The following is a 14,058-nucleotide window of genomic DNA, read 5'->3' as shown; positions in this document are numbered from 1 at the left end:
GGCAGTCGAGGTGTATCAGATGGATACCTGCGGCTGTTTTGGGAGCGCTTCGCGCTCAAGCGGGAGCAAGCTCCCTCGCCACAAGTAGTGCGTCGCTCTTACCGGCACGCACACGACCCTGCGGTCTTTGGGAGCTCCACCATGTTGAACACCCTTCTTCCAATCCTGTTGTTCGCTGCCCTGGGCCTTGCGGTTCTGGGCGCGTTGCGGCGGGTGGCTATGTGGCGCCGGGGCCGGGCTTCGAAAGTCGACCTGATCGGCGGCCTGTTCGCCATGCCCAAGCGCTACATGGTCGACTTGCACCACGTCGTCGCGCGGGACAAATACATCGCCAACACCCACGTCGCTACGGCCGGCGGTGCGGTGGCGTCCGCTGTGCTCGCGATTCTGGTGCACGGTTTCGGCCTGCATAACCGCTTCCTCGGTTATGCGCTGTTGCTGATGACGGCGGTGATGTTCGTCGGCGCGATCTTTGTGTACCTGCGTCGGCGCAACCCACCGGCCCGCCTGTCAAAAGGCCCGTGGATGCGTTTGCCGAAAAGCTTGCTGGCGTTTTCGGCGTCGTTCTTTCTGGTGACCCTGCCGGTGGCAGGCATCCTGCCGGAAAACTTTGGTGGCTGGATCCTGGCCGTGATCCTCGGGATCGGCGTGCTCTGGGGTGTCTCGGAATTGTTCTTCGGCATGACCTGGGGCGGGCCGATGAAGCACGCCTTCGCCGGTGCTTTGCACCTGGCCTGGCATCGTCGCGCCGAACGTTTTGGCGGTGGTCGTTCCACCGGTCTGAAGCCGCTGGACCTCAGCGATCCAAGCGCACCGCTGGGCGTGGAAAAACCCAAGGATTTCACCTGGAACCAACTGCTCGGTTTCGACGCCTGCGTGCAATGCGGCAAGTGCGAAGCCGCCTGCCCGGCGTTCGCCGCCGGCCAGCCGTTGAACCCGAAAAAGCTGATTCAAGATATGGTGGTCGGCCTCGCCGGTGGCACCGATGCCAAGTTCGCCGGCAGCCCTTATCCGGGCAAGGCGATTGGTGAGCACGCCGGCAATCCGCATCAACCGATCGTCAACGGTCTGGTGGACGCCGAAACCCTGTGGTCCTGCACCACCTGCCGTGCCTGCGTCGAGGAATGCCCGATGATGATCGAGCACGTCGATGCCATCGTCGACATGCGCCGCCATCTGACACTGGAAAAAGGCGCGACCCCGAACAAGGGCGCCGAGGTCCTGGAAAACCTGATCGCCACCGACAACCCCGGCGGTTTCGCACCGGGCGGGCGGATGAACTGGGCAGCGGACCTGAACCTCACTCTGATGAGCGAGAAGAAATCCGTCGACGTGCTGTTCTGGGTCGGCGACGGCGCTTTCGACATGCGCAACCAGCGCACTCTGCGCGCTTTCGTCAAAGTGCTGAAAGCGGCCAAAGTCGACTTCGCCGTGCTCGGTCTTGAAGAGCGCGACAGCGGTGACGTGGCCCGCCGACTGGGCGACGAAGCAACCTTCCAGTTGTTGGCCAAGCGCAACATCCAGACCCTGGCCAAGTACAGCTTCAACCGCATCGTCACCTGCGACCCGCACAGCTTCCATGTGCTGAAAAACGAATACGGCGCTTTCGACGGCAACTACCTCGTTCAGCATCACAGCACCTACATGGCCGAGATCATCGGCGCTGGCGCCCTGAGTCTTGGCCAGCACAAAGGCAGCAGCGTGACCTATCACGACCCGTGCTACCTCGGTCGCTACAACGGCGAATACGAGGCGCCGCGTGAAGTGCTGCGCGCCCTCGGGATCGAAGTCAAAGAGATGCAACGCTCCGGTTTCCGCTCGCGCTGCTGTGGCGGTGGTGGCGGCGCGCCGATCACCGACATTCCGGGCAAGCAACGGATCCCCGACATGCGCATGGAAGACATCCGCGAAACCGGCGCCGAACTGGTGGCCGTGGGTTGCCCACAGTGCACCGCGATGCTCGAAGGCGTGGTCGAACCGCGTCCGTTGATCAAGGACATCGCCGAACTGGTGGCGGACGCGCTGCTCGAAGACGCAGCCCCAAGCAAACCGTCCACACCGGCCCAACGTGAACCTGCGGAGGCCCACTGATGAGCGACATTATCCGCCGTGACCCCCGCGCCGAATGGATTGCCCGTAACCGCCTGCACCCGCTGCACGCGGCCATGCAACCGGCGCAACACAGCTGGATGGGGCCGAATGGCGTCATCCGCAAAAATCCCCATGGCATGGGTTTCATCGGCCCGAACGGCATTAAACGGATCGACCGCAGCGGCGCTCAGCAGGGCGGGGCGACCAAACGCTCGGCCGCCGTTGAAGTGCAATTGCCGCTGCATCAGGTCCCTGCCCCGGCGTTCTACATCAGCGTGGTGCCGGACATGGTCGGCGGCCGCTTGAGCAGCCACGACCGCGACTTGCTCGGTCTGGCCCATCAATTGGCCGGCAAGGACGGCGCGGTATTGGCCGTGGTCTTCGGCGAACACAAGGAAAGCGCTTTCGCCACTGCCGGCGTCGATCGCCTGCTGGTACTCGAAGGCGACGAATTCAGCGGTTATGCACCGGAACAACGAATCCAGGGCCTGCGGGCTGTGGATAACCAGTTCAGCCCGCGTCACTGGCTGCTGCCGGACAGCCGCAGCGGTGGCGGCGAACTGGGTCGACGCTTTGCCGCTGCATTGGGCGAACGCCCGGCCACACGGGTCTGGCAGGTCAAGGATCAGGAATGCATCGGCCGCGCCGGTGCGGGTCTGCAAGACCTTGCACGTCCGATTGCACGCTTGATTCTGGCTGCCGTCGAATGTGCCGACCCCGTGAGCGAAACCCGACACGAAGCCTTGCCGGTGGAGTTATCCACAACCGTGGCGCGCAGTCTGTCGCGGATCGAGGATCTGGGCGCAGTGGCAGTGGACCCGGCGGCGATACCGATGGCCGAAGCCGAGTTCATCTTCTCCGGCGGCAACGGCGTCAAGGACTGGGGACTTTTCCACAGGACCGCCGAAGCGCTCGGCGCCACCGAAGGCGCGTCCCGGGTGGCAGTGGACGACGGTTTCATGGCCCGTGACCGGCAGGTCGGGGCGTCGGGCACCTGGGTCACGGCTCGGGTGTACGTGGCGGTAGGGATCTCCGGGGCGATCCAGCACCTGCAAGGCATCGGTGCCTGCGACAAGGTGGTGGCGATCAACCTCGACCCTGGCTGTGACATGATCAAACGGGCCGACCTGTCGGTGATCGGCGAAAGCGCCGAGATTCTTCAAGCCTTGATCGCGGCGGTAGAGGCTTACCGCAACGAAGCCAAGCGCGATGCGGCTTAAGGGAAGGAAAGGGTTATGAGCACGAAAATCATCAGCCTGGTGTCCATCGGCGCCCACCCGACTTCCGGCCGGCCACGTCGCGCGGAGCAGGATGCGCGGGCCGTGGAACTGGGCCTGCAACTGGCTGGGGATAACCTGCAAGTGCTGCATGCCGGCGACGTCGCGGAACCGGCGTTGCGCGCTTATCTGGGCATGGGTCTGGAACAATTGCATGTACTGGAACAACCTCAGGGCGCCGATGCATTGCCGGCGTTGACCGCCTATCTGCGCGATGCCGGTGCGCAAGTCGTGCTGACCGGCAGCCAGGCAGAAACCGGTGAAGGCTCGGGCATGCTGCCGTTCCTGCTGGCGGAGAGCCTTGGCTGGCCGCTGGTGGTCGGGCTGGCTCAGGTGGAATCCATCGATGGCAGTACGGCGCTGGTGCTGCAAGCCTTGCCCCGTGGTCAGCGTCGTCGTTTGAAGGTCCGTCTGCCGTTTCTCGCGACAGTGGATAACGCCGCGCCGAAGCCTCGGCAGAGCGCCTACGGCCCGGCTCGGCGCGGGGTGTTGCAGGCGGATGAAGTCGAAGTGATCGACGATGACCTGCTGGCGGTCGCCACGTTGCAACCTGCCAAACCGCGGCCTAAACGCTTGAAAGTGATCAAAGCCAAAAGCGGCGCAGACCGGATGAAAGCCGCGACGGCCAAGGCCAGTGGCGGCGGCGGACAAGTGCTTAAAGGCGTGACTGCGCAAGCGGGTGCCGAGGCGATTCTCAAATTATTGATCGAAGAAGGCGTGGTTCGCTGACTCACAACCACCACACATCAAATGTGGGAGCGAGCAAGCCCGCTCCCACAAGGAACAACAATGACCGTTGAATTCCGCTCGGCTCAGCGCACTGATGCGCGAGAGATTGCTCGTCTGTTCCAGATTTCGTCAGAGGGTGCTGCGGATTACATCTGGAGCCAGCTGGCAGAGCCCGACCAGGATCTATTGGACGTGGGCGCTAGTCGTTATGCCCGCGACGATGTCGATTTTTCTTATCAGAACTGCCTCATTGCCGTAGCGGACGGGCAGGTCATCGGCATGATGCACAGCTACACGATGCGCCACGATCCCCTGGCCGAACCCACCACCGACCCGGTGCTGGCGCCGTATGCCGACATGGAAATCCCCGATACGCTCTACATCTCCAGCCTGGCGCTGCACGAAGGCTGGCGCAATCAGGGGCTGGGCAAGCAGTTTCTTGCCCATGCTCACGAGCGCGCCCGCCAGTTGGGCCTCAAGGGGTTGAGCCTGATCGACTACGCCGTCAACACCGGCGCCCGTCGGTTCTACGAGCGCCATGGCTTTCGAATCGTCGATACCTGCCAGATCACCCCTCACCCGATGATTCGGGTGACCGGTGAGGCCTACCTCATGCAGTGGCCCTAGTGGGACTGGACCGCCAAGCGACGCTGGCGATCCTGTCCTGTTTCAACAGGTTGCGATGACGTTACCCACAATCCCTGTTAGCGCTTCTGTGGATAACATGTTCGCCCATCGCTGCACGCCATGAAAACAAAGCCCTGCAAGCCTTCGTACAAAAAACAACCAGCCTAACTTACGGTTTTTTCGGGCTTTTTCCCGAGGATAAGTTGATGCGGGCGGCAATACTTGCCCCCAATCTCTGTTGGCGCTTCTGTGGATAAGATGTTCGCTGTCCGCTACAGGCCATATAAACCGGGCCTGTCAGGCGTCTGATCAAAAAACAACCAAATAGCCGATTTACGCGGATAAACCTTTCGCAAACCCCGATTTATCGCGGCTTTCGAAGGTTTTCCACAGACTCGCCAAAGTTGCCCCCAAAGTCTGTTGGCGCTTCTGTGGATAAGGTGTTCGCCATCCTCTGTGAGCCTTTAAAACCGTGGCCTGCAAGAATCAGATCAAAAAACAACCAATCGTTGCTGAAAACCCTGCTTCTGGATAAGTCACGGATTTTCTTCAGTTTCCGTGACGAATATGGGGGCGATAAACCGAGTTGTCCCCATTTGCTGTGGGTGGAGGTGTGGATAACTTGTTCGCTAACCGCTACAGCCCCCTATCCGCAGCGGCTCTAAAGCAATTGGTCGAAATTTGAACAATAAAAAACCGCGAAACATGTTCGCGGTTTTTTTGTCCCGGGGATCGGTCAGCCCTGAACCGGAACCCCTTTGAGGTAAGGCGCAGGTTCCGCGCCCAGGTTGTTCAGCAACCGCTCGCTGTACCAGTCCACAAAGTTCACCACGCCAAACTCATAAGTCTTCGAGTAAGGCCCAGGCTGGTACGCGGTGGAGTTGATCCCGCGCTGGTTCTCTTCAGCCAGGCGACGGTCCTGGTCGTTGGTCGCATCCCAGACCTGGCGCATGCGCTCCACGTCGTAGTCCACGCCTTCAACGGCATCCTTGTGGACGATCCACTTGGTGGTGACCATGGTTTCCTGCGCGCTGATCGGCCACACCGTGAAGACAATGATGTGGTCGCCCATGCAGTGGTTCCACGAGTGCGGCAGGTGCAGGATGCGCATCGAGCCCAGGTCCGGGTTCTTGATGCGGCCCATGAGTTTGGCACAGCCCTGTTTGCCATCCATGGTCATCGACACGGTGCCCTTGAGCAGCGGCATACGCACGATGCGATTACGCAGGCCGAAGCTGGCGTGGGCGTAAGGAATCTTCTCGGCTTCCCAGGCAGCGGCGGAGGCAGCGACGTGGTCCTTGAACGCCTGGTCGGCGCGCGGGTCGGTGACGTCGTCCCATTCCAGCAGGGTTTTCAGCAGTTCCGGGTGCGACGCGTTGCAGTGGTAGCACTCGCGGTTGTTTTCCAGGACCAGTTTCCAGTTGGCCTTTTCCATCAAGGTGGTTTGCACCGCCACCTTGGTGTTCTCCATGTCGTACGGTTCCATGTAATGGTTCAGCGTCGACAGGAAGTCATCGATGGCCGGCGGATTCTCCGACAGGCTGATGAAGATGTAGCCGCCGGCGGTCTTCACGTTCACCGGTTTGAGGCCGTACTGCTTCATGTCGAAATCGGCGCCCATTTCGGTGCCGGCGAACAGCAGGCGGCCATCCAGCTCGTACGTCCACTGGTGGTAGTGGCAGACCAGCTTGGCGACCTTGCCCTTTTCACTGGTGCACAGCCGCGAACCGCGGTGACGGCAGACGTTGTGGAACGCATGCACCACGCCTTCGGCGCCGCGAATCACGATGATCGGGTTCTTGCCGACCTGCAGGGTCAGGTAGTTGCCCTTGGTCGGGATTTCGCAGGTCATGCCGGCAATCAACCACTCTTTCTGGAAGATTTCCTGCATGTCGATATCAAACAGCCGCTCGTCAGAGTAAAACGGCTGCGGCAGCGAGAAAGTACGCTCGCGCTCTTGCAGCATCTGCGCAGTGGCCTTGCGTGCGGGTTCCAGTGGATCGCCCAGGCTCAGGGTAGTGGTGACGTCCATCATTTAATCCTCAAGGCCATTCTGTGTGGCCGGCGAAAGTGGCTAATCAGGTTTGCTACGCAAGGGTGTAAAGAGTGTGTCTTGGTATGGGGCGAGTGTGGGGCCGGCGCTACCCAGAACCTTATCCATGGGCGACATGGCCCAATCTGTTCCCGACGCGCAACCCTCGGTAGTTGGGGGCTGGTCGCGATAAGTATGTGAATGTCGCAGATAGGTAAATGGGTGGTTCACGCTATACGCAGAATCGCCAACATAAGGCCGACCATCGGCGGTGGAGAACAGCATGTCCAACAGCTTCCTGAATCCGGTAACTACCCAGACCTGGGCCAATGGCCGACACATTGTCCGTTGCGTCAAAGTCATCCAGGAAACCTGGGATGTGCGCACCTTCTGCTTTATGGCCGACCAACCGATCCTGTTCTTCTTCAAGCCGGGCCAGTTTGTCACCCTGGAGCTGGAAATCGAAGGCGTGCCGATCATGCGCTCCTACACCATTTCCAGCTCGCCATCGGTGCCGTACAGCTTTTCGGTGACCATCAAGCGCGTACCGGGCGGCAAGGTATCGAACTGGTTGCACGACACCTTGCACGAAGGTCAGGAACTGGCGGTACACGGGCCGGTCGGGCTGTTCAACGCCATGGATTTCACCGCGCCGAAAGTGCTCTATCTCAGCGGCGGTGTCGGCATCACGCCGGTGATGTCGATGGCGCGCTGGTTCTACGACACCAACGGCAACGTCGACATGGTGTTTATCCACAGCGCCCGTTCGCCCAAGGACATCATTTACCACCGCGAGCTGGAACACATGGCGTCGCGGATCGACAACTTCAGCCTGCACCTGATCTGCGAGAAGCATGGTCTGGGTGAACCGTGGGCCGGTTATCGCGGTTACCTGAATCACAAGATGCTGGAACTGATGGCACCGGACTTCCTTGAGCGCGAAGTGTTCTGCTGCGGGCCGACGCCGTACATGAACGCTGTGAAACGCATGCTCGAGGCCGCTGGTTTCGACATGAAGCGGTATCACGAGGAGTCCTTCGGTGCCACGCCACCGGAAGCCCGCGCCGATGCGGTGGAGCAAGCCGAAATTGCAGCCGAAGCACCGGACATCGATGTGGCGGATCTGCATCAAGTGGAATTCACCGCGTCCGGCAAGAGCATTCGCGTTGCGCCGGGAGAAACGGTCCACGCCGCTGCTGCCAAGCTGGGGCTATTGATTCCGAAGGCCTGCGGGATGGGGATCTGCGGCACGTGCAAGGTGATGAAGCTGGGAGGCGAAGTCGAGATGGACCACAACGGCGGGATCACCGAGGAAGACGAAGCCGAAGGGTATATTTTGTCGTGCTGCAGCGTGCCGAAGGGCGACGTGCGCATCGAGTTTTAAACCTGTGGGAGCGAGCCTGCTCGCGATAGCGGTCTGTCAGTCAACATCTCTGTTGGATATGACGGCCTCATCGCGAGCAGGCTCGCTCCCACAAGGATTGGTGCTTCAGTCCACAAACAAGTCGGTCATCAGCTTGTCGTTGGTGCCGGGCTCAAAGCGGTAGTGATCAAATTCGGTCGCGCCATTCTCTCGCAGAATCTCCTCATCAATCAGCAACCGCCCAGTAATGCTGCGACCGCTGCTGTCCAGGATCACATGGGCCGCATCGGCCATGATCGCCGGCGTACGCGCATGCTTGAACGACTCCCGTGACCCCAGCTGAAACTCGATGGCGGCGGTGGCGATCATGGTCTGCGGCCACAGCGAATTGACGCTGATGCCGTAGTTCCTGAATTCCTCGCTCATGCCCACCGTGAGCATGCTCATGCCGTATTTGGTCACGGTGTACGGGCTGTATTGGGCGAACCATTTGGTGGCCAGGTTGAGCGGTGGTGACAGGTTGAGGATATGCCCGCTGCTTTTTTTCAGATAGGGCAGGGCAGCCTGACTGCACAGCAACACCGCGCGGGTGTTGATCTGGTGCATCAGGTCAAAGCGCTTGAGTTCGATGTGCTGAACGCCCGTCAGCTTGATTGCGCCGGCGTTGTTGATCAGCGCATCAATGCCGCCGAAATGTTCGTTGGCCTGGGCCAGTGCTTGACGCACCGCGACTTCATCACGCACATCCACCTGCAAGGCCAGCGCCTTGCCGCCTGCGTCCTCGACTTCCTTCGCCACACTGAAAATCGTACCCGGCAGTTTGGGATGAGGCTCGGCACTTTTGGCCGCAATCACAATGTTGGCCCCGTCCCGCGCCGCCCGCAGTGCGATCTCACGACCAATCCCGCGACTGGCGCCGGTAATGAACAGGGTTTTGCCTTGTAAGGACATGCGTGCGCTCCTGATTGTTATTGTCTGAGCGAATCGAGTGGCTCGCAGGACAATGTAGACCAAGAGGCTGTGGTGAGTGGCGAGTGAGCTTTTGTGACGAGGGCGCTTGCTCCCGCTGGGCTGCGCAGCAGCCCCAAATACGGAGGATGCGGTCTGTCAGGCAGACCGCGATGGCGGTTTTTGCGACGGCTTCGCCGCCGGGCGGGAGCAAGCTCCCTCGCCACAGGGGGGGATCGGGGTGCTGGTTAGCGGGACATGACTTCCCGGATGTCCGCCGCCAGTTCACGAACGCGTTCTTCTTCGGTGTCCCACGAGCACATGAAGCGTGCGCCGCCGTTGCCGATGAAGGTGTAGAAGCGCCAGCCCTTGGCGGTCAGCGCGGCAATGGCCGGTTCCGAGAGTTGCAGGAACACGCCGTTGGCCTGCACCGGGAACATCAACTCAACGCCCTGAATGTCGCTGACCAGTTCGGCCAGCAACTGCGCGCAGTGGTTGGCGTGGCGGGCGTATTTGAGCCAGGCGTCGTTTTCCAGAATCCCGACCCACGGCGCCGAGAGGAAACGCATCTTGGATGCCAGCTGACCGGCCTGTTTGCAGCGGTAGTCGAAGTCTTCGGCCAGTTTGTGGTTGAAGAACAGAATCGCTTCACCCACGGCCATGCCGTTTTTCGTGCCGCCGAAGCACAAGACATCGACCCCGGCCTTCCAGGTCAGGTCCGCTGGCGAGCAGCCAAGGAATGCGCAAGCATTGGAGAAGCGCGCGCCGTCCATGTGCAGGTTCAGGCCCAGCTCTTTGCAGGTGGCGCTGATGGCGCGGATTTCTTCCGGGGTGTAGATGCTGCCGACTTCGGTGGCCTGGGTCAGGGTCACGACGCGCGGTTTCGGGTAGTGGATGTCCTGGCGCTTGAGGGCCACTTCGCGGATCGATTCCGGGGTCAGCTTGCCGTTTTCGGTGCGGGCGACCAGCAGCTTGGAGCCGTTGGAAAAGAATTCCGGCGCGCCGCATTCGTCGGTTTCGACGTGGGCGGTTTCCGAGCAGATCACGCTGTGGTAACTCTGGCACAGCGACGACAGGGCCAGGGAGTTGGCGGCGGTGCCGTTGAAGGCGAAGAACACTTCGCAGTCGGTTTCGAACAGTTTGCGGAATTGATCGGACGCGCGAGCGGTCCACTCATCGTCGCCATAGGCGCGTTGGTGGCCGTGGTTGGCCTGTTCCATGGCGGCCCAGGCTTCAGGGCAGATACCGGAATAGTTGTCGCTGGCGAATTGTTGGCTCTTGTCGGTCATGGCCGGCTTCCGTGGTCGAGGCTCCTATGGTGAAGAGCTTCGTGGTCAATGATGGTGCGCACTTTACCGAAGATCGTCCGGGGAGCACACGGGATGTCACTGTCAGAACATTACAAGGACACCGGGCAATTATGCACATGACTCAACGCGACGGGGCACTCGATCTGCTCAAGTGGCTGGCGCTATTGAGCATGGTGCTCGATCACCTGCGATATGTCGGTTATTCCGTCGATATTCTGTATGTACCGGGGAGGCTAGCGTTTCCTTGGTTTTGTTTAGCGATAGCGGCCAATCTGTCGCGCGCCGGTGCAGCGACGACCGACGGCCAGTGGCGTTATCTGGGTTGGTTGCTGCTGTTCAGCGCCATCAGTGAAATTCCCTACCGGCTGTACATTCCTGATCCGGACACCTTGAACGTGTTGCCTACGCTGGCGCTTGGGCTGCTGGTCGCGCGCGGCTGGCGGCACGAAACGCTGCACTCGCGACTGCTCGCGGTGGGTGCTCTGACCGTGGCAGCACTATTCTCGGAGCGACTGATGTTCGGTTTCTTCGGCGTTCTGCTGCCGCTGGCCATGTTGCTGGTGATCAAGCGGCCCTGGTACTTCAGCCTGTTACCCGGACTGGTCTGCCTGGCCGCCAACCAATGGGAGGTGCTGTATCACTCCGCCAGGTTTGGAAATGGTGCAGCCATCCTCGGCATCGCCACTTGCCTGATCGCGCCATTGCCAGGGCTGCTCTTGTTGCGACAGGCCAGGCATTTCAAACCGCCGCCGATGCGGCGTTGGGCGTATGCGCTCTATCCCGTACATTTTCTCGTTCTTCTGGCCTTGCGCCAACTCCTGTCCTGATTCCAGCCCTGTGGCGAGGGAGCTTGCTCCCGCTGGGCTGCGCGGCAGCCCGACACCCAGCAAATGCGATTCTGCAGTTAGATCGAGTTTGTCGGTTTTACGACTGCTTTGCAGCCGAGCGGAAGCAAGCTCCCTCGCCACAAGAGCCTTTGCCGGCCATCCTTTGCAGCCCATGTCGTAAACGCACCTTTGCGTGGCGTCCGTAGGCATTTGACCTGTCTGCGCCGGTCATACCATCGCATCAAAGGGCACTGCCGACAGGTACGTGCCTCACCGAGACGAATGGCGCACCGCCGCCGCTGGGAGAGACGCGATGTTCAGCAAGCAAGACCAGATCCAGGGTTACGACGATGCACTGCTGGCGGCGATGAATGCCGAAGAGCAACGCCAGGAAGATCACATCGAGCTGATCGCGTCAGAGAACTACACCAGCAAACGCGTCATGGAAGCGCAAGGCAGTGGCCTGACCAACAAATACGCCGAAGGCTATCCGGGCAAGCGCTACTACGGTGGCTGCGAGCACGTGGACAAGGTTGAAGCCCTGGCCATCGAACGCGCCAAGCAGTTGTTCGGCGCCGATTACGCCAACGTGCAGCCGCACTCCGGTTCCTCGGCCAACAGCGCCGTGTACCTGGCCCTGCTGCAAGCCGGCGACACCATTCTGGGCATGAGCCTGGCCCATGGCGGTCACCTGACCCACGGTGCCAAGGTGTCGTCCTCGGGCAAGCTGTACAACGCCGTGCAGTACGGGATCGACACCAAAACCGGTCTGATCGACTACGACGAAGTCGAGCGCCTGGCCGTCGAATGCAAGCCGAAGATGATCGTCGCCGGCTTCTCGGCCTACTCCAAGACCCTCGACTTCCCACGCTTCCGCCAGATCGCCGACAAGGTTGGTGCGCTGCTGTTCGTCGACATGGCCCACGTCGCCGGCCTGGTCGCTGCCGGCCTGTACCCGAATCCGCTGCCTTACGCCGACGTGGTCACCACCACTACCCACAAGACCCTGCGCGGTCCGCGTGGCGGCCTGATCCTGTGCAAGGCCAACGAAGAAATCGAGAAGAAGCTCAACGCGGCAGTCTTCCCGGGTGCCCAGGGCGGCCCGCTGATGCACGTGATCGCCGGTAAGGCCGTGTGCTTCAAGGAAGCGCTGGAGCCCGGTTTCAAGGCTTACCAGCAACAAGTGATCGACAACGCCCAGGCCATGGCCGGCGTGTTTATCAAACGCGGCTACGATGTAGTGTCCGGCGGCACCGATAACCACCTGTTCCTGGTCAGCCTGATCCGTCAGGGCCTCACCGGCAAAGAGGCGGATGCAGCACTCGGTCGCGCCCACATCACCGTGAACAAGAACGCTGTCCCGAATGATCCACAGTCGCCGTTCGTCACGTCCGGCCTGCGCATCGGCACCCCGGCGGTGACCACGCGCGGCTTCAAGGTGACCCAGTGCGTCACGCTGGCCGGCTGGATCTGCGACATCCTCGACAACCTCGGCGACGCCGATGTCGAGGCCAATGTCGCGCAGCAAGTGTCGGCCCTGTGCGCAGATTTCCCGGTTTATCGCTGAGCGCGGTTTTGGAGTAAATGACTATGCAACGCTATTCGGGCTTCGGCCTCTTCAAACACTCCCTCAGCCATCACGAAAACTGGCAGAAGATGTGGCGCACGCCGACCCCTAAAAAGGTCTATGACGTGGTCATCGTCGGCGGTGGCGGGCATGGTCTCGCCACGGCTTACTACCTGGCCAAGGAGCACGGCATCACCAACGTGGCCGTGGTCGAAAAAGGCTGGCTGGGCGGCGGTAACACCGCGCGCAACACCACCATCGTTCGCTCCAACTACCTGTGGGACGAGTCGGCTCACCTGTACGAACACGCAATGAAATTGTGGGAAGGCCTTTCCCAGGACCTGAACTACAACGTGATGTTCTCCCAGCGTGGCGTCTACAACCTGTGCCACACCCTGCAGGACATCCGTGATTCCGAGCGTCGGGTCAGCGCCAACCGCCTCAACGGCGTGGACGGTGAACTGCTCGATGCCAAGCAAGTGGCCGACGAGATCCCGTACCTCGACTGCTCGAAGAACACTCGCTACCCGGTGATGGGCGCAACCGTTCAGCGTCGCGGCGGCGTGGCCCGTCACGATGCCGTGGCGTGGGGCTTTGCCCGTGCCGCCGACGCACTGGGCGTGGACCTGATCCAGCAGACCGAGGTGATCGGCTTCCGCAAGGAAAACGGCGTGTGCATCGGTGTCGAAACCAACAAGGGCTTCATTGGCGCCAAGCGCGTCGGTGTGGTCACGGCCGGTAACTCCGGGCACATGGCCAAGCTGGCCGGTTTCCGTCTGCCGATCGAATCCCACCCGCTGCAAGCGTTGGTGTCCGAGCCGATCAAACCGATTATCGACAGCGTGATCATGTCCAACGCCGTGCACGGCTACATCAGCCAGTCCGACAAGGGCGACCTGGTGATCGGCGCCGGCATCGACGGCTACAACGGCTACGGCCAGCGTGGTTCGTACCCGGTGATCGAGCACACCATCCAGGCCATCGTCGAGATGTTCCCGGTGCTGTCCCGCGTACGCATGAACCGTCAGTGGGGCGGCATCGTCGACACCACGCCGGATGCCTGCCCGATCATTTCGAAAACCCCGGTCCCGAACATGTTTTTCAACTGCGGTTGGGGCACCGGTGGCTTCAAGGCCACACCTGGCTCGGGCAACGTGTTTGCCGCAAGCCTGGCCAAGGGTGAAATGCACCCATTGGCCGCACCTTTCTCCATCGACCGTTTCCACAACGGTGCGTTGATCGACGAACACGGCGCTGCTGCGGTTGCCCACTAACAGGAGAAATCCC

Annotated in this window: 11 protein-coding genes; 8 read left to right on the top strand and 3 right to left on the bottom strand. The window is 61.0% G+C overall.

All coding sequences use genetic code 11. From position 1 onward, the window contains the following. The first annotated feature begins 141 nt into the window (after window positions 1-141). The 4 genes from dgcB to B723_RS02490 are packed head-to-tail and all read left to right on the top strand — an operon-like array spanning window position 142 to window position 4,724. A complete protein-coding gene (gene dgcB, locus B723_RS02505; RefSeq protein WP_017341192.1) occupies window positions 142-2,091 on the top strand; it encodes a dimethylglycine demethylation protein DgcB in 1,950 nt (649 codons plus the stop codon). Then, entirely contained in the window at window positions 2,091-3,311 is a 1,221-nt protein-coding gene (locus tag B723_RS02500; RefSeq protein WP_017341191.1) for an electron transfer flavoprotein subunit alpha/FixB family protein, read from the top strand. The genes dgcB and B723_RS02500 overlap by 1 nt, the downstream gene beginning before the upstream one ends. Window positions 3,312-3,326: 15 nt before the next feature. Next, window positions 3,327-4,097, top strand: coding sequence for an electron transfer flavoprotein subunit beta (locus B723_RS02495; RefSeq protein WP_017341190.1), 771 nt, complete (start codon window positions 3,327-3,329; stop codon window positions 4,095-4,097). A 60-nt stretch (window positions 4,098-4,157) separates the two neighbouring features. Further along, complete coding sequence (locus tag B723_RS02490; RefSeq protein WP_017341189.1) at window positions 4,158-4,724, top strand: GNAT family N-acetyltransferase; 567 nt, start codon at window positions 4,158-4,160, stop codon at window positions 4,722-4,724. 736 nt (window positions 4,725-5,460) lie between these two features. Here the strand turns inward: B723_RS02490 and gbcA are convergent. After that, window positions 5,461-6,756, bottom strand: a complete 1,296-nt coding sequence (gene gbcA / locus B723_RS02485) for a glycine-betaine demethylase subunit GbcA (protein WP_031319164.1) — start codon at window positions 6,754-6,756, stop codon at window positions 5,461-5,463. Between the two features lie 283 nt (window positions 6,757-7,039). Between gbcA and gbcB the strand changes: the two genes are divergently transcribed. After that, the gene (gene gbcB, locus B723_RS02480; RefSeq protein WP_017341187.1) at window positions 7,040-8,140 is read left to right on the top strand and encodes a glycine-betaine demethylase subunit GbcB; all 1,101 of its coding nucleotides are present in this window, start codon (window positions 7,040-7,042) and stop codon (window positions 8,138-8,140) included. A 105-nt stretch (window positions 8,141-8,245) separates the two neighbouring features. Here gbcB and B723_RS02475 read toward each other — a convergent pair whose 3' ends face one another. Further along, complete coding sequence (locus tag B723_RS02475) at window positions 8,246-9,070, bottom strand: SDR family oxidoreductase (protein ID WP_017341186.1); 825 nt, start codon at window positions 9,068-9,070, stop codon at window positions 8,246-8,248. Window positions 9,071-9,315: 245 nt separating this feature from the next. Beyond that, complete coding sequence (locus B723_RS02470; protein WP_017341185.1) at window positions 9,316-10,356, bottom strand: low specificity L-threonine aldolase; 1,041 nt, start codon at window positions 10,354-10,356, stop codon at window positions 9,316-9,318. Window positions 10,357-10,487: 131 nt separating this feature from the next. On the opposite strand from B723_RS02470, the gene B723_RS02465 reads away from it, so the two are divergent. From B723_RS02465 to B723_RS02455, 3 genes are all read left to right on the top strand, one after another. Next, window positions 10,488-11,204, top strand: coding sequence for a TraX family protein (locus tag B723_RS02465; RefSeq protein WP_017341184.1), 717 nt, complete (start codon window positions 10,488-10,490; stop codon window positions 11,202-11,204). 313 nt (window positions 11,205-11,517) lie between these two features. Continuing rightward, on the top strand, window positions 11,518-12,771 hold the full coding sequence (glyA, locus tag B723_RS02460) for a serine hydroxymethyltransferase (RefSeq protein ID WP_017341183.1): 1,254 nt from the start codon (window positions 11,518-11,520) through the stop codon (window positions 12,769-12,771). A 23-nt stretch (window positions 12,772-12,794) separates the two neighbouring features. Then, window positions 12,795-14,045, top strand: a complete 1,251-nt coding sequence (locus tag B723_RS02455) for a sarcosine oxidase subunit beta (RefSeq protein ID WP_007947735.1) — start codon at window positions 12,795-12,797, stop codon at window positions 14,043-14,045. Window positions 14,046-14,058: the final 13 nt, after the last annotated feature.

It is taken from the genome of Pseudomonas fluorescens NCIMB 11764 (assembly GCF_000293885.2).
Lineage (GTDB): Bacteria > Pseudomonadota > Gammaproteobacteria > Pseudomonadales > Pseudomonadaceae > Aquipseudomonas > Aquipseudomonas fluorescens_B.
The sequence above is the reverse complement of the archived record's forward strand: the minus strand, read 5'-3'. Positions and strand labels throughout refer to the sequence as shown.